This is a genomic window from Lentilactobacillus buchneri (assembly GCF_018314255.1).
In the GTDB taxonomy this organism is placed as follows: domain Bacteria; phylum Bacillota; class Bacilli; order Lactobacillales; family Lactobacillaceae; genus Lentilactobacillus; species Lentilactobacillus buchneri.
Genome location: NZ_CP073066.1, coordinates 1,698,493 through 1,720,674, shown reverse-complemented (window position 1 = coordinate 1,720,674; position 22,182 = coordinate 1,698,493). Strand labels below are relative to the sequence as shown.

Below are 22,182 nucleotides of genomic sequence, written 5' to 3'. Positions count from 1 at the left end.
TCCACAATCTTTACATAAATTTTACGGCTGCATCTTTCTTGCCATTTCATCGATGTGTCTGCGAACAACCTGCTCTTTACTCCGCATCTCCCAAGTCGCAGAGTGAATGATGCTATTGGAACGACTGACTTTTGTGTAGAGTGCCCCTGGGTAGAATAGGAAACGATGGGACACGAAAATATAATCCGCGGTGAACAGCAGATCTTCTGCCAAGTCCAACGATTCGTCAAATTGAATTTGATGATCACGAATAATCGACATCTTGAATCCTTTATTCCAGGTATAGCCGCCAAAATCGCCGCCTCGGCGATTGATTGAGGCATATGCGTTGGTCTTGGAAACTTCGCGGAACTGATCACCAGTGCCGCTGCCCCCACGCCAGCCCCAGTTGTAGCCAACGGCCACTAAATCAACCGACGGATCAGCCAACCCGCGGGCCATGACTTCCAGATATTTCGGCTCCAATAAATCATCGCCATCGACAAAGACAATGATGTCGCCTTTAGCGTTATCAATCGCGTAATTGCGGGCTTTTGAGACCCCTTCATGCGACTGAAAATAGTGGGTGTGGATGCGTTGGTCTTTATCTGCATATTTGGCCATTGTGTCTGGGGTGTGGTCAGTTGAAGCATCATCTACCAAAATGACCTCAAAATTTTGATAAGTTTGGTTCAAAATACTATCCAAAGTCTTGGACAAGTATGATCCCAAGTTGTACGCCGGAATGGAAATCGTAATTAATGGATTCTCAGCCAATGTAATCGCCTCCAAGATTGCTTTTTGGTGAGTATAAGGCTGAAGTTAGGCCGACGCAAATAGTTTGCTCATGCTGAAAAATGAGTGTGGGAAAATCAGCGTTTCTATTCTGGGAGCTGCTGATTTTCCCACTATTCCGCCAAGTGATATTAAGACTACAAAAAAGTCGGGACAAAACGGATGGTTTTGTCTCGACTTTTCTCTTCTTAATAAACTGCCCTATTCGTTAAAGCAGATTATTCATGTTCAGCATGTGACTTTGACTTAGCATTATTTTGACCATAGTAAGCATTCTTACCGTGCTTACGGTAGTAATGCTTGTCCAACAAGTATTGTGGGACATGGGTTTCATCACGGGTTAATTGTAAGGCGTGATAACTGATTTCAGCTGAAACTTCCAATACCTTGGCATTGTAGACCGCTTTATCAGCTGTTGGGCCCCAGGCAAATGGTCCGTGTTGGCTGACCAAAACAGCTGGAACGGCGTCAGGATCAACACCGCGACGTTCGAATTCATCAACGATCACTTTACCAGTGTTTAACTCGTATGCTTCTTCAATCTGCTTCTTAGTCAAAGCAGGGGCACATGGGATGTCGCCATAGAAAGTGTCGGCATGAGTGGTGCTGACAGCTGGGATGTCCATCTTAGCTGCAGCAAATGACACAGCCCAAGGGGAATGGGTATGCACAATGCCGCCAATATTTGGGAAATGATTGTACAAGTAAGTATGGGTCGGTGTATCACTTGATGGGTTCATGTCCCCTTCAACAACTTTACCGTCCAAATCAACAACCACCATGTCGGATGGCTTCATCTTGTCGTATTCAACACCGGAAGGCTTGATAACGAATAAGCCCTTGTCACGGTCGATTGCGGAAACATTTCCCCAAGTGAACGTTACCAAACCAAGTTGGGGTAAACGCATATTAGCGTCATAAACTTCTTTTTTAAGATCTTCTAACATTCTCTCGCACCTCTAGTTTTTCATTTTCATTGATTTAACAGCTTCGGCTTCTACAGGCAAGGCTGCCTTGTAGTTGTCGATAAACTTGTCATAACCTTGAACACTGGCCTCTTCAGGATACAACGTTGCCGTCGTAGAGTCTTTGAAGACCCGGTTGGCAAGGTAATCTTCCAAAGCTTCGCCATTCTTACGGTTAACACAGAAGAGTGCCAAGACAGCCATTCCCCAAGGGCCACCCTCACCGGCATTTTCCATAACGGCAATTGGGGTATTCAGGGCATCGGCCAAGACTTGTTGGGCAACAACCGGGGTCTTGAAGATCCCACCCTGTGCAACCAAAACATTGGTCTTAATGTGTTCTTCTCGAAGCAAAATATCCATCCCAATTTTAAGTGGGGCAAAGGCTGAATAAATCTGCTCTTTGATAAAGTTGGCCAAGTTGAGCTTGCTGTCAGGCTTGCGAACAAACAATGGTCGGCCTTCAGGCATTCTGGTAATGTTTTCGCCTGAAAGATATGCAAAGTTGACTAATCCACCAGCATCTTGATCACCCTTGACAGATTCGGCAAACAACGTGCCGTAGAGGTCATCCGGCTTCAATTGGAGACCCAATGCTTTGGCAAATTCACCAAACAAGCCAACCCAGGCGTTGATGTCTGAAGAACTGTTGTTGGTATGAACCATGGCAACCGGTGCACCATCTGGTGTCGTTACCATATCGATATCACGATGAACAGCCTTCATTGGTGAATCAAGGACAACCATTGAGAAGGCTGACGTACCGGCAGAAATGTTACCAGTCCGCTTCTTGACACTGTTGGTAGCAACCATTCCAGTACCCGCATCACCTTCTGGTGGCGCAATCAATGAGCCGCCTTGAAGGGTGCCGCTTTGGTCAAGCAATTTGGCACCTTCATCAGTCAGCTCACCGGCTTTCTTGCCGGCAGGTAAAACAGTTGGCAAAATGTCGAGTAGATTCCACGGATATTTCTTAACGTCAGGTAATGAACTAAACTTGTCAGCCATTTCCTTATTGTAGTTGACGGTTGATTCGTCAATTGGGAATATCCCTGAAGCATCCCCAACTCCAATGACCTTTTCGCCAGATAACTTCCAGGTAACGTATCCTGCAAGAGTGGTGATGAAGTCAACATCTTTAACGTGCTTTTCGTCATTTAAAATAGCTTGGTATAAATGAGCGATACTCCACCGTTCTGGAATGTTGAAGTTGAACAGCTTGGTCAATGCTTCGGCAGCGTCGCCGGTAATGTTGTTCCGCCAAGTTCTAAACGGTACCAGGATTTCATCATTCTTATCAAATGCCATGTAACCATGCATCATGGCACTGACACCAATCGAACCAATTTTCTTGATATCAACCCCGAATTTGTCATGCACTTCTAATGCCAGGTTTGCATAACTGGTCTGAATGCCATCCCAAACTTTTTCAAGTGGGTAAGTCCAGATGCCGTTATCTAATTCGTTCTCCCAAAGATAATCGCCTGAAGCAATTGTTTGGAAATCGTCAGAAACCAGAACAGCTTTGATTCGAGTTGATCCCAGTTCAATTCCCAACGAAATGTTTCCGCTTACAATTTCATTTCGTACTCGACTTTCGTCCATCGTTTTTTCCTCCAACGTAGCTACGTTTAGTTTTCGTTTACTCTCTCATTGTAAAATATTCGTACGTATAAATCAATTCTTTTCTAAATTTATGCAATAAATATTTACTAAAAAGAAAAAGCTTAGACTAACATGTCCAAGCCGTCTTCATCGATAATTTTAACCTGGGATCCTTTAGCTTCAATCAACCCTTTGCTCGTGAGCTGCTTGAAGGTTCGACTGATCGTTTCCGGGGTCGTCCCTAAATAGGTCGCAATATCTTTCTTCTTTAATGGAAGTTTAAATGGATTTTCATCCAGGGCTGCACCGGTTTCAACCAGGTACTTAGCCAGTTTGCCGGCCATATCCGCCGTAGACGAAAGCGTCTTTTCTTCCTGGAGGCTATTAATCTGCTGACTCATAGTTGCCAGCAGACTCACCGAGAGTTGGGGACTCTTCTGGAGTAATTTTTGAAAGGCCCCCTGCTCAATTTGACAGACGTTGGAGTCCACCAAGGCGGTCGCCGTCACGTTTCTCTGATCGCCGTTAAACAAAGCCGCCTCCCCATCAAAGTCACCCGGTTGAAGGACTTTCAACAATTGTTCCTTACCGTTGGCGGCCACTTGAGAAATTTTAACCTGGCCTGCTTCGAGGATCATGAAGTGACCGACTTTGTCGCCGGCCAGATAGATAATGGTTCCCTTGGGATAATTATGCTGGACCACCAGTTTGGCAACCTCAGTCTTTTGCTCTTCCGGTAGCGAGTGAAACATCGGTACTAAATTAACGCATTCTAATGCTTGCTGTAAATCCATCGTCATGACCTCACTATTCCTTGATTAACTGTTCCAGCCATTGTTTCGTACCCGCATCTTCAGCAATATTGGGATCAAAATGAATGGGCGTGAAAATAGCAGCAACTTTTTGCCAATCAATTTTCCCATCACTCAGTAAATTTGTCTGCAGTGTCGTATACGGTTCGTCGGTAATCATTTTCTCCATTGCCGGATTCTCATGAACCATTTCAATCATGGTATTTCCCGCCAGTTCGGCTGAGACAATTTCCTGCAGTTGACTATCGGAAACCGGATTGGTCACCAAGATCCGATTAGCCAATGGAACCGCCGGAATTTCTCGCTGGAGGAAGTGCTGAATCTCCGGCCAGTTGTTGGTCACAATTCGATAAAATTGATATGGGACTTTGTTGCCAATACTTCGAAGCGTGTCCCGCAAAATCTGGTTCAATTGCCAAGTCTGATCAATCGGCGTCACCACCAACAACTCCTGAATAAATCGTTGAACCGTTTCTTTATCAACCCCCGTCAATCGTTTCTTCAGCGTCAGCCCATAACGGACCAAAACAAAATCTTGAAATTGGTCCGGGTGAATTATCCGTCCCGCCGGTTGATGCATTCGTTTGCGAATCGCTTTAATTTGCTTCATTTTACTGGATCTGGCAAATCTGCCTTGTTTAACCATTTTGTTCACCACTCACTTTTCTTGTTAATTTCATTATACCGGCGAACCTCAAATTCGCCTAATGATTATATAAAAGTTCCGCCATTCACCACTCCACTCAAATTAATTGGCATATACAGGTATTCATTCGCCATTTACACAATCATTACATTCATTTAATGGGAAACAGTCTCTTTTAACTTTAACGTGTTTGTAACATGCTGCCTCATTTACTGAATTACCACGGACGTTCATTGTCATACTTTTGTCTTATTTGTAATCGCGGTTGACGGTTAGTTCAGATCTGATATTATACTTGCGTGATTGATTGTTCCACGTTCACATTACTAATCAATCATCTTCCAAAATTCACTCACCATTTCCAAGTTGTGTTCCGGAACACACACATTAACATTCAAGCAATCATTTTATCAATTTTGGAAGTCGGGCTTTCATTTCAATCGTGAACGTAATTCTAGACACAGTAATCTAAAAGGTGGTTATTACAATCAAAAAGAGTCTATTAACATTATCCGTCGTTGCTGGTTTCTTAGGTTTCACCGGAGTGGCTGCCAGCGCAAGTACTTACACCGTTAAATCCGGCGACACTTTGGCTGAAATTGCTGCTAAGCACAACTCCAGCGTTGACACGCTTGTTAAGCAAAACAAAATTGCTGACAAGAACTTGATCATGGTCGGTCAAAAACTTGAAATTGGCAAATCTGCTAAGAAAACGACCGTTAAGAAAGTTAACAAAAAACATTTCAAGACATCAACTTCAATCAAAAAGGGTTCCGCTCATGCAGCTGTCGTCACTTCCCAATCAGGGTCGGACAACTCAACCAATGACGCAACCAGCAGTGCAACCACAACACCGGCAGCTTTCCAATCACAAGGTGTGATTTACCAAGATGGTAAAAAGTGGACGTACTACACAGGCGCAGCATTCGCGGATGGCACCACCAATCATGGCGGCTACGATGCAGACGGCTACTTAATCGTGGCAGCCCCATCAGACGTCCCATTCGGCACCCATGTCCAAACACCACTTGGTGAAGGCGTGGTCCATGACCGCGGGACAGCGATCGTGGGAAATCATTATGACTTGGTAATGCCATAGAGTGCGACGAGACCCGGGTTGACCCCGGTATGTAAAGCAAGGATTGTATTGATGAACGCATTTTGTTCATCGATACAATCCTTGTTTTACATGTTAGGGGTCAGGGTCATCGGAGCACATTTCAATCAGAGTGCGACGAGGGCTGGGTGACCCGTTTTCTAAGTGAGCTTTGGTTAAAACCCTGAACTTGGGTTTTGACCAAAGCTTACTTAGAAGTTAGGGTCAGGCCCTCGGAGCACGTTTCCACTAGATAACAGAAAAACATCATCAAACAACAACCAAAAGTACCAGCAAAGCCTCCAAAAAGAAGGCCCAGCTGGTATTTTTTCATCCACATACCTATTTACGTTTTTCCAAAGATCACCCAACAACCAACCTCCCCCACCAAAAATCGCCTAAACTCAAAACATAGGAGGTCTTCAAAATGAAATCTAACCCTAACCAAAGCCATCAACTTCTGCACGCCAGCTTGGCATTGCTGTGCCTCGCACTCTTAACAGTGGGCATCTGGGCAACAGTCCTCCTGGTCTTAACCACCAAGATCAACTTGGCGTTAATCCTGGTCCTAGGTGGCGGCTGGGTGGTTCTTGGCTGTACTATCTTCGGCATCGTCATTCTCTGGCGGCTCATTCAACGGCCCCAACAAGTGGTGCTTGCTGTTCATCGTTTGCGGTGGCTGCTTGGCATTATCACTGTAAGCATCGCCACCACCAGTCTGACGTTTGCCTACATCTGGGCCAAGTCCGGCGACGCCCCTGGATTAATCTTTATTGGACTGTTCCTCAGTGCCATGCCATTTGCTTGCTGGGTCCTGGTAAGTGTTTGGCAGACAACATTAACATCACCAAAGTAACTAGTCACGTCACGCACGTTGTTTGCCGGAAAAGATCGTGTGTGACGTGTTTAAAATATTCCTTTAAGCGATTTAATCCCGTCTAGATTCGACGACGCCAAATTCCGCCATTTCCAGATAATTCTTAACGGTGGCAATCAGGTCGTCCATATCCTCAATCCGCTTCATTTCAGGATGCTCCTCAAGTTCTTTTTGGACATCCGCTGAAATCGTCCCCAGAACCAGCGTCAAATATTTTTTTACTTGGCCTTTATCCAGATCTTTGCGAATTGTCATCTTATCAACTACGCGGGTCACGACGGTATCTTCTACTTCTGCCTGCCATTTGGTGAAAATCGCGAATACTTCCTGACGCACCTTTTGGGGAATCAAATTATCCTGCGCATACACGCGGGTCAACAAGGCAAATTCGTTTGGAAACTGATGAGAGAGCTCCGTCTTATATTTGGTCGCATTAATAATCATGGTCACCAAATCGTCCGAATCGGTCCACACACTCAAATCGACCGTCTCAACCAACGTCGCCATCGCCTGCTTAACGGCAGCTACATAAAGTTTCTTTTTATTATCAAAATATCTAAAAACCGATCCTTTGGAAACACCGGCCGCTTCAGCAATCTTATCGGTACTGGCATTAAAACCGTCCTTGCCAAACTGGACCACAGCGGCGTTCAAAATTGCGTGTTCTTTTTTCGGATCACGTGGCAGTCTTTTCGCCATATTAGTCCTCCTTAACTTTCCAAATCACGGTTCTTGTAACCAACAAAGCCAACCATTATCAAAATGGCAGCGATTACCAGCATCCAAATCAAAGGCGTGGTATTAATCGCGTCGATCGGGACTTTTTTCGTCCAATAAAACGGTGAAATTTTGAGCGTCCATTTTGGCAGATCCATCAGGTTACCAAAGTAGGTAATGAGAAATGAAAGGCCCAAATAAGCCCAAACCAGTGTCCGCAGTCGTGGGTAAACACCAATCAAGCCCACCATCAAGGCCATAAACAATGCGATTGACGGCAAATTAGCGACGAACGTTTGCCAGAAGTATTTAAAAGCAATTGGATGAGTCATCACAACATTTCCGGCTGCCATGGCACTTATTAAGGCTACGAAAAGCAGGAGTGCTGCCAAAATCAAGCCGAAGGCCACATAAACTCCCAGCAGATAAGGTCTGCTTTGCGGCTTGGTCATGACCATCTGGAGATAACCCCGACGTTCTTCGGTTATCAGGTGATTAACAACCATCACACCAGCAATCACTGCCAGCAAGCTAAAGATGATTCCCAGCAAACCGACAAACGACAATACTTGGGTCTGCTCAATATGGCGGATGCCACTTTGACCCAAGACTTTTTGAATGGTCGGTGAGGTGTTGAAAATTTTACTGATACTATTGAAGACCGATCCATAGCTAGCGCCCAAAACGGCCATGCCAACAATCCAGAATATCGTCGACGATTTTTGATTCCAAACCAGTAAGGTTGCCGGTCCACGGAGGAAATGGCTCTTTTCACTGCCCGGATTGACGTGGATGACCCCGGCATCGATGTCCCGGTTGCTGTTTAAGGCAACTGCAGCAGCAAACGCCAGGATTCCCAAGGCCAAAAGCATCACGACCGGCCACCAATTATTGTTGGTGTAAATTTCAGTCTTTTCGAGCCAGCCTAGTGGTGAAATCCAGGTGTAATCAGGATTGGAGACGTCAGCCATCATTCTAATGAGATAAGCAATTCCCAAGAAGGCGTAATTGTACATCGAAACGTTGTGGCTGTCAGCAACCAGCTGAGCGAATATCAAGGCAATCATGCCAAACGCCCAACCAACAGCGGCAATGGCAACTGCGGACAGCCAAGTGCCGTTAGTATCACTCCCCGGCATGTCGGCAATCATTGTGCCGATCCCGGTAATCAGGGCAAACAAGCCATTGGCAATCAGTAATTCCAAAGCCGCAGCCAGTAATGGCGCCAAACGACCAACCGGATGACCCCCGAGGACCATTTCCGTCAAGCCGGATTCCTCTTGACCTCGACTGGCGCTGACAGCTAATGAATAGTTGAAGATAATGATAAACAGTCCCCAGAATACCGCCATTTCAGATGCGAAAATCAAGGCTGTGGTCAGCTGACCGTCTGGAACGCTGCCGATCAAAGCGACCATCGCCTTGGACCGCAAAGTGGATCCAATGGCGGCAATTTGTTTGCTGGTGCCATAGATGCCTTCAAACTTAGCAGCCACTGCCACGAAAACGCCGACCAGCGCGGCCAGCCAAATCGTGATTTTAAGCCAGTCCCGTTTCAAATTGGCCTTTAATAACGTCAAAGTTTGTGTGTATTGTGCCATCTTACTCACCTACTTTTTGACCGGCATCTGAATGATAGTAACGTAGGAATAGATCTTCCAAAGTTGGCGGTGTCGTCTTCAACTGAACGATTGAGCTCTTGGTCAGCAGATCCATCACAGCGCCGATTTCATCGGAATCAACCGTAAACTCGGCAATGGTATGCTGATCATTTTTAAAGTTCAATTGATGAACACCTTTAGCTTTGTCCAGCCCGTCCATTGGTGAAGCAGTTGTGATCGCCACCACGTTTCGGGTTAAGTGCTGCATCGACTCCAGTGAACCGGTTTCGATCACTTTGCCTTCTCGAATGATGGCAATCGTATCGCACATCTTTTCGACTTCAGATAAGATATGACTCGACAATAAGACACTCTTACCATGATCTTTGAGTTCGGCTACCCGCTGCTGGAAAATGAGCTCGTTCAACGGATCCAGCCCAGAGGTCGGTTCATCGAAAATATAGAGGTCAACATCGGTTGAAAATGCCGCGATTAAGGCGACCTTCTGGCGGTTTCCTTTTGAGTAGGTTCGATTCTTCTTGCTGGTATCCAGCTTGAATTCTTTGATTAATTCGTCCGTTTTGGCAGTATGGGTTTGCCCAGACATATGCAGCAGCATATCAATCGTTTGGCCGCCGGTCAGGTTCGGCCACAGATAAACATCCCCTGGTACATATGCCAGGTTCTTGTGAATTTTGACCGAATCTTTCCAAGCATCTTCACCAAAGACCGTCGCAGATCCGCCCGATTCCTTGATGAGCCCCAAAATCACCCGAATTGTTGTCGACTTACCAGCACCGTTGGGTCCAATAAACCCCAATACTTCACCACGATGAAGTTGAAGATTCACGTCTGTTAATGCCTGCACCTTGCCAAATGATTTTTTAAGCCCCTGTACATCTAAGATTAATTGATTTTCCATGATGCCCACTCCTTTCGAGCAGCCAAAGCCTTGATATTTCAAATTCGCCTTAAGTCTATCATAAATGACTGGGGAGTCAATAACCATGCAGTCATTATTAGACAATAAAAAATCAGGAGTCGAAAACTCCTGATAAATCTGGTTTCGGGCTACTTTTGAATATCCGGAACCTTTTCAATTTCATTGCCATAACGGCCGTTTGGATTATGCCAGGTAAAATCGTCATACCAAAGATCACGCTTATTTTCATCCAACTGATTAATTCGTTGAACATCTTCATCGCTCAGCTTAAAGTCAAAAATATCACTATTTTCAACGATTCGCTTTTCATGGACTGACTTCACAACCGTGACAATGTCTCGCTGCCATTCCCACCGGAGAATAATTTGGGCAGCGGAACGACTGTACTTTTTGGCTAATTCGTCGATAATCGGGTTCTTCAATGCTTTACCAGCACCAAGTGGTGACCAGGCTTCAAGTTGGATGCCATGGCTGCTGTCAAAGTTCAAAATGTCTTTTTCTTGTTGGGTCGGATTAAATTCCATTTGGTTGATTGCTGGGACAATTTCAGATTCTTCCAGCAATTTGCTCATACGGTCATTATCGAAGTTGGATACCCCAATGGCCCGAACTTTTCCTTCTTTATAGAGGCGTTCAAGTGCATGATAACTTTCCAAATAAGTGGCATCAACCGGCCAGTGAATCAGATATAAATCAACATAATCGAGGCCCAAGTCAGACAGTTGTTTGTCCAATACCTTGGAAACCTTGTCATAGTCGCCCTGTTCACCGTTATACAGCTTGGTGGTGACGAACATGTCCTCACGCTTTAATCCAGCCTGTTGCATCCCTTCACGAATACCTTCACCGGTACCGGGTTCATTCCCATATTCACGTGCGGTATCAATTGCCCGATACCCATGCTTGATAGCTGTAATGACTGCGTCTCGTGAATCGTTGTTACTGGTTTTCCAAACGCCGAGACCTAAGCGTGGCATCTCGACACCATTATTTAATTTAATTGTTGATTGTAATCCGTCCAAGAACAAACATCTCCAATCTTTAATGTTGGTACTCCTTTAGCATACCATACCGCCCGCGGCCAATGAAAATGATTTGTTGAAGGGAAAACACGACGACACATTAATTGGCTTGTGGACAATTCAACTGTATACTTTCATTATAGAAAACAAGGGGGACAGGTTATGATTAGAGGAAGTATTGATCGTTTTAAAAGCATCTATTTTAAGAAAGCCGTTGAATATCTGATCGTCATGGCAATCGTCTGGATCATCGTGTTGATCTATGCCAAGAATTTCATGGACACCGGCAGTCTAGTCCATCACTTTACGAATGGAATTGATAAAACAGCACCCAGCGAAACTAATTTTTTGCCATTATTTTTCTGGAACTTCGCTGGTGCCGCGGTTGTCATCGCCTTGGGTGTGATTGCACTACCGATTTATTGGTATTATGTTTTGCAAAATGCCTATAGTGTCGGTTTGGTGATTTCGATCGTTGGTAGTCCTTTCCTGATGTTTGTCGGTGGTGTCCTGCCACACGGAATTTTTGAAATTTCTGCCCAGGTGATTGCCGCTGCGATCAGTGCACGGTTGGCATGGTATGGGATGAATAAATTCTTAAAACGTAAACGCGAGGATATTAAATATATTGAGTTGCTGAAGCAGACGCTGACGGATACACTGGTCCTGGTGATGCCGCTGCTGTTTGTAGCTGCGATCGTGGAAACTTATATTACGCCGATTTTTATTAAGATGATTATGCCCTGAGTAGGGGACGAGGCGTTTTCATCCCAGAATTTAAGCGACGAAACGAGTTATTCCTGTTTCTGGAATGACTCGTTTCGTCGCTTAAATGGCCGGGATCAGCCGGTTGCTGCACGTTTAGGCTCGATAGCAGTGGTGCTTAAGAGAGGCTACAGCTTTGAATGAACTTATTGGAGTTACGCCTCCCTTCTGCCTTATACACATGCTCCGACGGCCGGCTGAAAGCCTGCCTAGCCCCGTGGGCGACACCCCTGACCCCTGCTACACAAGTCAAAAGGACCAGTAATGAACAAAAACCGTTCATCACTGGTCCTTTTTTTGACTCCACTAATACCTTTTCAAAGAGGCTACAGGGTTTGTGGCACTTATTTTATTTTCTGCTCCCTTCTGCTTTTGAGCTATGCTCCGACGACCCAGGGCCCTAATGTACAAGAAAAAACGGCCAACGATGAACAAAGCCCGTTCATCATTGACCGTTTCTCCTTGTACGCCGGGTCCTAACCGGGTCTCGTCGCACACTTCTATTGAAATTGCATTCCGCCATCCACGATCAGCGTTTGTCCGGTAACATAATTTGAATCCTTACCTGCCAAGAATGATACAGCTGCTGCCACATCTTCCGGCTCCGACAAACGTTTGAGGGCAATATCCTTTGCGAATGTCTGCATGCCCCACTCATCGTCCTTGCCGGCGTTCTTACCGACTTGATGCGCGATATCAAACATCATTGGTGTTTTTACGATTCCTGGTGCATAAGCATTTGCGGTGATGCCTTCTTCTGCCAAGTCACGGGCAGCCACCTGGGTGATGCCTCGAACCGCAAACTTGGTGCCTGAGTACAATGCCAAGTTTGGATTACCGACAACGCCAGCTTGTGAAGTAGCGTTGATAATCTTGCCGCCATGGCCTAATTTCTTAAATGCTTGATGTGCAGCTTGGATGCCCCACAGAACACCACCTACGTTGACACCATACACGAGTTTAAATTGATCGGGGGTAATCGTATCGATTGGTGTCGTTGGCCCCAGACCAGCGTTATTGACGATTACGTTGAAGTCGCCGAATTCATCTACGGCTTTGTTTACAGCAGCGATGACTGAATCACGGTCGGAAACGTCGGCCTTGATGCCAATCGCTTCAGAACCATCTGGTGAAAGCTTCTTGGCTACCTTGTTGGCATTGTCGATGTTCAAATCAACAACGGCAACATTGAATCCATCATCGTGAAGACGAGTCGCGATGGCTTCACCAATTCCCTGACCTGCTCCAGTAACTAATGCAACTTGCTTTGCCATAATTGTTACCTCCATTTGTGAAAATCATTTGTGCATATCCAGTATGCGCTTTCATTGTAACTGATTATGAAAGGCGATGATAGGAAAATGTCGTCTAAATTTCAAAAAATTGGCTGCCGATTCCATTCAGCAAAAAAGGCTTCTCCCACTCACAGCAGGAAAAGCCTAGTTAGTCTCAGTCAAATCAACTGAGAAATGATCCCGAATCCAATACGTCATGATCCATGAAATAAACAGGAAGACGATCACGACCAGATACGGCAGGTGATAACTTGCATCCAACAACGCGCCGGAAACAATCGGCCCAACGATGTTGCCGACACTGGTCAAAGACATGTTAACCCCATTGATTAAACCTTGCTTAGTGGCACTTGCTTTGGTCAGCAGAGTCGTAATTGCCGGGCGAATCAAGTCATACGCTGTGAACACGATTAAAGTTGCAATGATCACTTCTAATTTGGAGTGCGCCAGAATAATCCAGCCGGTGCCCAGAAACGAGAGTAAGAAGCAGTAACGAATCAGGCGTTTTTCAGTCAGCCAAACAACCAGCCTGTCGAACAGCAACGCTTGAAATGTCAGCGAGGTCAGTCCGTTTAACGTCAATACCAAAGCGATATTGCCCATTGTGAAGCCAAAAACTTCGTTGACATACAGACTATAAATACTTTCGAAGCCAACTAATCCAAATGAAGAAATTAAAATCAGAAGAAACAGTAGTCCCATCGGCCCTGCAAACAGCTTCTTTGCCTGCGTCCAAGACGCCCGCTTGGGTGGCCTGCTTTGCGCCGGAACTTGATGGTTGGCAGCAATCTTCTCAATTTCTTTTTCGTTCGGCAGCATTAACCACAATGACAGCATACTCAAGAAACCTAATCCGGCTGCGAACCAGAATGGTGTTTTATAATCAAACTTGGCCAGAATACCACCAATCCCGGGTCCCAGAATCAAGCCGCCACTGAAGGCCGCGGACAACAAGCCAATCACTCGGGCTCGCTGCCGTGGCGTGGTCAAGTCGGCAGCCAATGCGTTGGTGGTCGGTACCACCATGGCGGCAGACAGGCCCCCGATCGTCCGGGAAATATCAAACATCCACAACCAGTTGGTCATGGCAAAGAGAATTTCTGAAACCATATATAATAGCAGGCCGGCAACCAGAATTGGTTTGCGACCAATTTTATCCGAGATTTGACCAACGATTGGGGAGGCAACCAACTGTGCGATTGCAAACAGCGAGTTCATGATCCCCATATCGGTGGCGGATAAATGCAGTTCGTTCTTAATAAATGGCATGACCGGGAAGATCAGACTCATCCCAATACAGACCAGAAAGTTTCCAAATATCAGGACAATTATCGCGTTTCTAACTTTTTTCGACAATTGATAGCCCCCTTTCGATTTTCGTGAAAAGCATAAAAGTAAGTATAACGCTATAAACCGCGTTATGTCTACCGGATTGATTCCCTTATTCAAAAGTCATCGGATGGTAATTGTCGTCATTCTTTTGTAAACTTAACACACGACATATCGTATTTCCCGTTAAGGAGGCGAATCACATGAATGAATCAAATCATTTACCCGCCCAAATCAAAACCGTTTGGCGAATCTCGGCCATCTTCAACACCCTGTTGTCAGCCGGCGTCGGGGTCGCTGGGGTCATCATTCACTATTTTTTCAACTATCAATGGCTACTGTACGCTGCCGGATTCTTTTTTATCGTTGCCGTCATTGATTTCGTTGTCGAAATGAGCCTGGTTCCGTATCGTTATTCTTTTTGGCTGTACACCCTGTCCGATGATGCCGTCGAACTGCGGTCCGGATTTATCTTTCGCAAGTTAGTCTCGATTCCCATCGCCCGAGTCCAGGACGTGACCCTTTCTGCCGGGCCGATTTTACAGTCGCAAAAGCTTCAAGAAGTCCGCATCACCACGGCCTCAACGTCCCACAAAATTGATGGTGTCGAACCGGAAGTTGGCGAACAACTCCGGAAACAAATTATGAATTTGGCGGTGGAGGTGCGGAACAATGACGTCTAATCGACAGCATCTCAACCCATTGTCAATCATCTACTTTATCTTCCAGCATTCTTGGGATACACTGCTTCTGCTGATCATTGGATCCGGGCCGATTACCCGCTGGTCAACAGCCATTGGGATCGCGCCACTCCTAGGATTCAGCGTTCTTATCCTACTCATCATTCTTTGGCATACCGTTCGTTACCTGTGCTTTACATTTGAAATCGACTCGGACATGCTGACGATTAACAGCGGCATCTTCGTCAAACGACACACACACATTCCATACACCCGGATTCAAACAATTCAGCACACCCAGTGGTTCTTTTTGGTCCCATTTCATCTGGAAAAGCTTCAAATTGAAACGGCTGGTCACGATGAGCACGGACCGGAAGCGGTTTTGCCATTAGTTAACGAACGAGTCAGAGCAGAAATTGAACGTCAGCGCACCGGAAACGCCGAACCAGCGCCTGCAGCTGAACACTTAACCGAACAGTTAAAACCAAGCCCTGAACATGCCGACTACGAAATCAACCCGCATGAACTAAACATCTTCGCACTGACCTCACTGGGGGTCTTTCCGATTATCGGGGCCGGCTTTGCGGTCTATGGCAAAATTCAAGAAGCCATTCCGCAAAAGTTAATTGATTCCTTGACCGCGAAATTAATTCATCAGTCTGCAATCATTCTGGGCGCCATTGGCTTGTTAATTGTGATTATCAGTATTGCCGGTTCCTATTTAACCATCGTCCAAAAATACTATCGGTTTCGCCTGAATTCCACAAACGACCAGCTTAAAACTGAGCAGGGTCTATTCCAACGCAATTCAGTTACTATTCCGATTGCCCGGATCCAAGCACTCCGAATTAAACAAAACGTGATTCGCCAGTGGTGTCACATTTCAACCGTCCAAGCACTGGCAGCGTCATCGGCTGGGGATGATGAGAAAAGCAATGATTTAATGATCTTACCCGTGGTGAAAACCGATCGTGTATTTGACACCCTGCATCCCTTCGTCAGCTGGGCGCCCACTCACTTCAGCCAATTGGATCATTTAGCCAAACGAACTTACTGGTATTTCATCCGCAATGCCACTTTGATCAGCCTGGTGATCGTCCTGCCTTGTCTATATCTCTTTAAATTGTGGGGATTACTGAGCCTGCCGGTGGTTGTCATCGCGGCTTTGATGGGCTGGTATTCAGCTGCCAATACCGGCTGGAAGATTGTCAACGACCAGCTGATTCTCCAAGACGGCCATTTCTTCACCCGGTCGCAATACGTGATTCCTCACAAGAATATCCAGTCATTTTTATTTGTCCAATCAATTTGGATGACCCATACCAAATTAGCGCATATCAGGGTCAACGTCCGCCATGGCAATGGCAACCAACTGTTTGAAATTCGCTATTTACCCGAAGCAGTCGGCCAACAAATTTTTGAGTGGTTAAAAATTAGATGATGAATGCCATTATCAGGGTTATACTATTAACTAATGAAAATTAGGAGGTATGACAGTCTATGAGAGAATTGAACATAGGTGGTTCAACAGTACCCGCAATTGGTTTGGGAACCTGGCACATGGGAGACAGTGCCAGCACCCGGGCTGATGAAATTAAAGCAATTCAAGATGGTATTGCTGCCGGTGCCAGAGTAATCGACACCACTGAAATGTACGGAAACGGCCGCAGCGAACGCTTAGTTGGCGAGGCCATCAAGGACATGCAGCATGATGATTTGTTTATCATCGACAAAGTCCTGCCGTCAAATGCCTCAGCTTCCAGAATGGAACACAGCCTGGATACCAGCCTGAAATTAGTTGGGACCGGCTATTTTGATTTATACCTGTATCATTGGCGTGGTGCCGTTCCTTTGAGTGAAACCATCGAGACGCTCCAGCAATTGCAGCAAAAAGGAAAAATTAAGCATTGGGGAGTTTCAAACTTCGACATTTCTGATATGGAAGAACTGATGGATTTGCCGAATGCCGATCAGGTTGCCGCCAATGAAGATCTGTACAATCTCGGCAGCCGGGGCATTGAATACACCCTACTGCCTTGGATGAGACAACGGCATATTCCACTGATTGCCTACACACCTGTTGCAGCTGGTGATGCCCGAGGTCGTTTGACTAATGACCCGGTCGTCAAACAAATTGCCGACAACCATTCGGCAACTGCCTGGCAAATTATTTTGGCTTGGGCAATCCGCGATGGCAATACCTTGGCCATCCCTCAATCGGGTGACCCCAAGCATGCGGTCGATAATGTTAAAGCTGCAGATATTACGTTAACTGATAATGAGTTGGCTCAATTGGATGTTGAATTTCCAAAGCCAACGAGTAAGCAACCGTTGGACATGAGATAGAGTGCGGAGCCGAGCGGTTAGTAACCGGAGCCTAAGCTGACTTTGGACAAAATCGCTTTTGGTGTTGTCCAAAGTTGGCTTAGGTGCAGGTTGCTGCTTGGCGGAGCACATTTTGATTAGAGTGCGGAGAGCAACGTTTTGACACAGAGAGCTAAGATCGCTTTGATTGAAATCCCGGGTTTGGATTTGAATCAAAGTGGCTTAGATCGCAGTGTCAGTTGCTCGCAGCACATTTCAACCACAGTGCCACGTGGGCTGGGTGACCCGCACGTTTCAGTTAACTTTCGAGCAACTCCCCCAATAATGGGTTACAATGCAATTAGACAGAGTCAAGGTTCGGTTGCATTGTTTTTTGAATTCTTTTGTAACCGCTTACTTCAATCAGAGGAGCTGATTATTATCCGTTATGTTGATATTTCCAGTGGTAAAGATTATTTGAACCGGCCGATCATCACCGACAGTCTCTCAAAATTCTTCATCACCAGTCCAAAATTTACTGAACCGATTTTCTACTTTTCCAGGCCCCCACAGGCATCGGTGGTCATTGGGTTGAATCAAGATGTTTATTCCGAGGTTAATTTAAACTTTATCCGTGATCAAAAAATTCAACTCTCCAGACGGTTCGCCGGTGGCGGTGCAGTGTTTGTTGATCCGGGAAATTTGACGTACGTCTTTATTGACAACGATGACGGCTCAAATTATGGTGATTTCAAACGCTATGCCCAACCAGTGATTTCAACCCTGAAGAAATTGGGTGTCGACGCCAAAATGACCGGCCGAAATGATTTAACCGTGGACGGCAAAAAAATCTCAGGAATGTCGGCATTAAAAATCGGGGATCGCTTTTTATGCGGCGGTACTCTAATGGTAGATGTTGACCTGGCCAAAGCGGCCAAAGCCCTTACCCCGCCGAAAGTAAAACTGCAATCCAAAGGCATCAAATCTGTCCATAGTCGGGTCACCAACATTCGGCAGTATTTTGATCCGAAATACAAAAATATCACCTTTGAAGAACTGGAAAAACGTATCCTGCTGACCGTCTTTAGAGTCACCGATATTCGTGATGTACCAACCTATACGATGACTGATGATGATTGGAAGGATGTCTTAAAAATCGCTGATCAAGCCTATACCGGTGACGACTTCGTCATGGGCACCAAACCCAATGATGATTACTTCCGCGGTCGTCATTTTGACGGCGTGGGAACTGTTGAAATCAGTTTCTCAGTCAAAAACGATGTCGTGACTCACGCAAAAATCTATGGTGATTTCAACAATCCCAATGGTGATTTGGCAGCCATTGAAAATCACATTACCAACGTGCCATTTGCCAAGGACAGCTTGGAAGAGGCCTTTAGAATCAGCAATCTTGAAGCTAACATCGGCAAAGTAACGCCACCTGACATGGCAGATTTAATGTTAAAAGAGAAGTACGATCTTAAATAATGAAAGGATGATTATCATGGCAGATAAAGCAGATGATTCCAAATACTTATGGGAAGAAAAAACCAGTGAAGGACACACTCGAATCGGCTTAAACGACTTGGCCCGCGGTGAAATCGGCCAGGTTACCTTCGCCGAATTTCCGGAAAAAATGACTGAATTAAGTGCCGGCGATCCAATGCTGTCATTTGAAGGTGCCAAAGCCGTGACTGAAATCCATTCACCAATGAGTGGCAAAGTTGCCAAAGTGAACTCAGATTTAATTGAGCATCCCGAACTTTTGAACGAGGATAATCGGGACAAAACTTGGATTGTGGAGCTTTTTTAAAAATAATCGGTTTATCGTTTTAGTTTAATAGGGAGTTGGAAATAGCCATTGTGATGGGGTATTCCGCTCTTTTTTATTTTAACCCGGACGTGCTATACTTTTCTATGTAATCGTTAACAGGGGAATTTTTTTGAAGGGACTGAGAATCATTATTTTTGTCGACTTATCTGATCCAAATTCACAACTGCATTTGCGCGACCCGGGAGTCAGCGGCAGTCTCTCGACGTTTTTTATCACTTCGCCTAAATTTACCGACACGATTTTTCATTTTTCGCAACCGGCGGCCGCATCAGTTGTTCTGGGCGTCAATCAGGACGCATACTCCGAAGTTAATTTAGATTATATTAAGACCCACGATATTCGTTTGGCACGTCGTGGTGCCGGTGGCGGTGCGGTTTACGTTGATCCGGGTAATTTGACATATGCCTTTATCGATAACGATGATGGCAGGAATTACCTCAACTTCAAAAAATATGCGACACCAGCCATTCATGTACTGCACAAGCTCGGGGTGGACGCGGAAATGACCGGTCGAAATGACCTCACAGTCGACGGCAAAAAGTTTTCGGGGATGTCATCGCTTAAAATCGGCAACCGATTCTCGTGTGGCGGAACACTGATGATAGACGTCGATCTGGATCAGGCTGCAAAAGCACTAACCCCACCCAAAACCAAGTTGGCCTCCAAAGGAATCAAGTCGGTTCACAGCCGGGTTACCAACATTCGTCAGTATTTCCTACCACAATATCGCCAAATCACTTTTGCTGAAATTCGCCGGCTGCTTCTCGAAGAAGTCTTTCAAACGACTGACTTGGCAACTATTCCCACCTATACAATGTCTGAAGCGGATTGGCAGCAGGTTGAACTAATTGCTCAGAACAAGTTCACTGATCCGGATTTCATTATGGGAACCAAACGCGATGATGATTTCTTCCATGGGAATCACTTTGATGGTCTCGGCACGGTCGAAATCAGTTTTTCAGTAGATGATGGCATCGTGACCCATGCACGCATCTTTGGCGACTTTAATCAGGCCAATGGTCACTTGAAAGTAATCGAGGATAAGCTGATCGGAACGCCTTTTAAGAAAGACAACCTGGAAGAAGCCTTCAGAACGACAAATTTATCAGCTAACATTGGCCCCATTTCAGCAGCTGAAATGGCCGACCTAATGCTTAATCCTCATTTTCAGGAGGTGAACTAACATGAGTGGTGAAATGCTAGGTTCGCTGTACAATCAAAATGGTTATTTAACGGCTCGAATGCGAAATATCTGGTCTGACCAAAATCGAGTGAAAGTCATTTGCCAAGTTGAAACGGCGGTGGCTTACGCAATGGCCAAAAACGGCAAGATCCCTGATAAAGCCTACCAAGAAATCCAAGCCAAATTGGTTCCAGAAAATATTGATAGGGTGCAGTTAAAAATTGAGTCAGCCAGAGCTGGACACTTTCTGGCGGGATTTGTCACAGTTTGTCAGTCACTTTTTGATGACGACAGCGGGCAATACATTCACTATGGAGCTGCCAGTGAGGATGTCGAAGACACCGCGTTTGTCCTTCAACTTAAGGAGTCTGACCGGGTGCTGAAGGATTATCTTGATCAACTTGGTTCGGTCCTTTATGACTTGTGTGAACGATACAAGAGCACTGTCACTGCCGCCGTCGCCCACAAAACATACGCCTCCCCCACCACGCTGGGATTCAAGCTCGGGATTGTTTTGAATGAATTGGACTACCTCATGCGCAAGCTTGATTCACTGGCACCATTTACCTTCGCTGGCAGCTTAGCGGGTGCCGACGGGACGTCTTCAATGCTGGGTGATGACTATGATCAGATCGAACAGGATTTTTGTGATCGCTTGGGATTATCAAAACCGGAAATGTATTGGCACACGCAGCGGGAACGATTCACTGAATACTGCCATGTCGAAACGATGATTGCCCAGGCACTGGGCCGATTAGGCAAGAATTTACTCTATATGAGTCAGATAATTGTTGGTGAATTTCAGGAAACCTATGCGCCCGGCCGCCAAGGATCAACTGTTGTGCCCACCGTACGAAACCCATATATGGTCGAAGCGGTCGTCAATTTGGCAACGGTCATTCGAAACGAGATGGGTCTGATGTACGACACAATGTCAGTTGATGGTGAGAAGGACACCACCGTGTGGCGTGATTTATATGTTGCCCTCCCTGAAATGACAATGTACCTTTCAGGCCAGTTGAACTACGCCATTAATATTCTTAAATTTGGCCAATTTAAGCCTCAACGCATGCGGCAAAACTTATCCGCTGACGATGGCACAATGTACTCCGGATCATTGATGATGGCCCTCGCCAAGCACATGGGCAGAGAAAACGCCCACGGACTACTGGTGAAACTGCGTGACCAAGCTGATCGTGAACACGTCACTTTAAGGGACTTGTTTTACGCTGACCCCACCATTGCCAAGTATTTAAGTTCCGATGACCTTGACCGACTAATGAGGTCGGACGGCCACCTTGGCAATGCCATTTCAAAAACAGAACAGATTCTCAAATTCTATAAAGCTCGTCACTCTAACGTTAAAAATCGAAAGGAAGATTAATATGGCACAAAAAATTGATGATTCAAAATATCTCTGGCAGGCAACAGTTGATGATTCACATACTCGAATTGGGTTAAATGACCTGGCGCGGGGTGAAATTGGTGAAATTTCCTTCGCTGCATTCCCAAAGAACCTCAGTGCAGTTGCAGAAGGTGACGTCATCCTCTCATTTGAAGGGGCTAAAGCAGTCACGGAAGTCCATTCACCAAAGGCCGGTAAAGTGGCCAAAATTAACACTGCTTTGATCGATCATCCGGAGTATTTGGATGACAGCGACCAAGACAAAAACTGGATTGTGGAACTATATTAATCCTGACGCTGAGCATTAGATCGCAAAAAAAGGCTGAGAC

Annotated in this window: 22 protein-coding genes; 11 read left to right on the top strand and 11 right to left on the bottom strand. The window is 45.7% G+C overall.

From position 1 onward, the window contains the following. Positions 1 to 21: 21 nt before the first annotated feature. The 5 genes from KE627_RS08070 to KE627_RS08050 all read right to left on the bottom strand — a co-directional run bounded on the left by KE627_RS08070 (position 22) and on the right by KE627_RS08050 (position 4,766). Positions 22 to 756 carry a glycosyltransferase family 2 protein gene (locus tag KE627_RS08070; protein WP_013727267.1) on the bottom strand — a complete coding sequence of 245 codons (735 nt, stop codon included), beginning with the start codon at positions 754 to 756 and terminating at the stop codon, positions 22 to 24. Between the two features lie 236 nt (positions 757 to 992). Next, a complete protein-coding gene (locus tag KE627_RS08065) occupies positions 993 to 1,721 on the bottom strand; it encodes an L-ribulose-5-phosphate 4-epimerase (RefSeq protein ID WP_013727266.1) in 729 nt (242 codons plus the stop codon). A 12-nt stretch (positions 1,722 to 1,733) separates the two neighbouring features. Then, positions 1,734 to 3,344, bottom strand: coding sequence for a xylulokinase (locus KE627_RS08060; RefSeq protein WP_013727265.1), 1,611 nt, complete (start codon positions 3,342 to 3,344; stop codon positions 1,734 to 1,736). 122 nt (positions 3,345 to 3,466) lie between these two features. Next, a complete protein-coding gene (locus tag KE627_RS08055) occupies positions 3,467 to 4,138 on the bottom strand; it encodes a Crp/Fnr family transcriptional regulator (RefSeq protein WP_013727264.1) in 672 nt (223 codons plus the stop codon). 13 nt (positions 4,139 to 4,151) lie between these two features. Beyond that, positions 4,152 to 4,766 (bottom strand): hypothetical protein, encoded by a 615-nt coding sequence (locus tag KE627_RS08050; protein WP_225424175.1) that lies wholly within the window; start codon positions 4,764 to 4,766, stop codon positions 4,152 to 4,154. A gap of 511 nt (positions 4,767 to 5,277) precedes the next feature. Between KE627_RS08050 and KE627_RS08045 the strand changes: the two genes are divergently transcribed. Then, positions 5,278 to 5,901, top strand: a complete 624-nt coding sequence (locus tag KE627_RS08045; RefSeq protein WP_013727262.1) for a LysM peptidoglycan-binding domain-containing protein — start codon at positions 5,278 to 5,280, stop codon at positions 5,899 to 5,901. Positions 5,902 to 6,325: 424 nt separating this feature from the next. Next, entirely contained in the window at positions 6,326 to 6,754 is a 429-nt protein-coding gene (locus KE627_RS08040; protein ID WP_013727261.1) for a hypothetical protein, read from the top strand. Positions 6,755 to 6,826: 72 nt separating this feature from the next. On the opposite strand, the gene KE627_RS08035 is transcribed toward KE627_RS08040, so the two are convergent. The 4 genes from KE627_RS08035 to KE627_RS08020 all read right to left on the bottom strand — a co-directional run bounded on the left by KE627_RS08035 (position 6,827) and on the right by KE627_RS08020 (position 11,013). Continuing rightward, positions 6,827 to 7,474: a TetR/AcrR family transcriptional regulator gene (locus KE627_RS08035; protein ID WP_013727260.1), complete on the bottom strand. Its 648-nt coding sequence runs from the start codon at positions 7,472 to 7,474 to the stop codon at positions 6,827 to 6,829. An 11-nt stretch (positions 7,475 to 7,485) separates the two neighbouring features. Then, positions 7,486 to 9,093, bottom strand: a complete 1,608-nt coding sequence (locus KE627_RS08030) for an ABC transporter permease (protein ID WP_056938727.1) — start codon at positions 9,091 to 9,093, stop codon at positions 7,486 to 7,488. Between the two features lies 1 nt (position 9,094). Beyond that, positions 9,095 to 10,015 (bottom strand): ABC transporter ATP-binding protein, encoded by a 921-nt coding sequence (locus KE627_RS08025; RefSeq protein ID WP_013727258.1) that lies wholly within the window; start codon positions 10,013 to 10,015, stop codon positions 9,095 to 9,097. Between the two features lie 149 nt (positions 10,016 to 10,164). Then, positions 10,165 to 11,013, bottom strand: a complete 849-nt coding sequence (locus tag KE627_RS08020) for an aldo/keto reductase (protein ID WP_049775808.1) — start codon at positions 11,011 to 11,013, stop codon at positions 10,165 to 10,167. Positions 11,014 to 11,220: 207 nt separating this feature from the next. On the opposite strand from KE627_RS08020, the gene KE627_RS08015 reads away from it, so the two are divergent. Continuing rightward, a complete protein-coding gene (locus tag KE627_RS08015; protein WP_013727256.1) occupies positions 11,221 to 11,805 on the top strand; it encodes a stage II sporulation protein M in 585 nt (194 codons plus the stop codon). 518 nt (positions 11,806 to 12,323) lie between these two features. Here the strand turns inward: KE627_RS08015 and KE627_RS08010 are convergent. After that, entirely contained in the window at positions 12,324 to 13,097 is a 774-nt protein-coding gene (locus KE627_RS08010; RefSeq protein WP_056938728.1) for a (S)-acetoin forming diacetyl reductase, read from the bottom strand. A gap of 165 nt (positions 13,098 to 13,262) precedes the next feature. Then, positions 13,263 to 14,474, bottom strand: a complete 1,212-nt coding sequence (locus KE627_RS08005; RefSeq protein ID WP_013727254.1) for an MFS transporter — start codon at positions 14,472 to 14,474, stop codon at positions 13,263 to 13,265. Between the two features lie 176 nt (positions 14,475 to 14,650). Between KE627_RS08005 and KE627_RS08000 the strand changes: the two genes are divergently transcribed. The 8 genes from KE627_RS08000 (at position 14,651) to KE627_RS07965 (ending at position 22,142) form a co-directional block, all read left to right on the top strand. After that, entirely contained in the window at positions 14,651 to 15,130 is a 480-nt protein-coding gene (locus KE627_RS08000) for a PH domain-containing protein (RefSeq protein ID WP_056938729.1), read from the top strand. Beyond that, positions 15,120 to 16,568, top strand: a complete 1,449-nt coding sequence (locus tag KE627_RS07995; protein ID WP_056938730.1) for a PH domain-containing protein — start codon at positions 15,120 to 15,122, stop codon at positions 16,566 to 16,568. The genes KE627_RS08000 and KE627_RS07995 overlap by 11 nt, the downstream gene beginning before the upstream one ends. Positions 16,569 to 16,627: 59 nt before the next feature. Continuing rightward, the gene (locus KE627_RS07990) at positions 16,628 to 17,473 is read left to right on the top strand and encodes an aldo/keto reductase (RefSeq protein WP_056938731.1); all 846 of its coding nucleotides are present in this window, start codon (positions 16,628 to 16,630) and stop codon (positions 17,471 to 17,473) included. A 138-nt stretch (positions 17,474 to 17,611) separates the two neighbouring features. Continuing rightward, a complete protein-coding gene (lplA, locus tag KE627_RS07985; protein ID WP_225424176.1) occupies positions 17,612 to 18,919 on the top strand; it encodes a lipoate--protein ligase in 1,308 nt (435 codons plus the stop codon). A gap of 16 nt (positions 18,920 to 18,935) precedes the next feature. Further along, positions 18,936 to 19,244 carry a glycine cleavage system H family protein gene (locus tag KE627_RS07980; RefSeq protein WP_013727250.1) on the top strand — a complete coding sequence of 103 codons (309 nt, stop codon included), beginning with the start codon at positions 18,936 to 18,938 and terminating at the stop codon, positions 19,242 to 19,244. Between the two features lie 130 nt (positions 19,245 to 19,374). Next, on the top strand, positions 19,375 to 20,448 hold the full coding sequence (gene lplA / locus KE627_RS07975) for a lipoate--protein ligase (RefSeq protein ID WP_056938732.1): 1,074 nt from the start codon (positions 19,375 to 19,377) through the stop codon (positions 20,446 to 20,448). Position 20,449: 1 nt separating this feature from the next. Next, positions 20,450 to 21,832, top strand: coding sequence for a lyase family protein (locus KE627_RS07970; RefSeq protein WP_056938733.1), 1,383 nt, complete (start codon positions 20,450 to 20,452; stop codon positions 21,830 to 21,832). 1 nt (position 21,833) lies between these two features. Next, entirely contained in the window at positions 21,834 to 22,142 is a 309-nt protein-coding gene (locus KE627_RS07965) for a glycine cleavage system H family protein (RefSeq protein WP_013727247.1), read from the top strand. Positions 22,143 to 22,182: the final 40 nt, after the last annotated feature.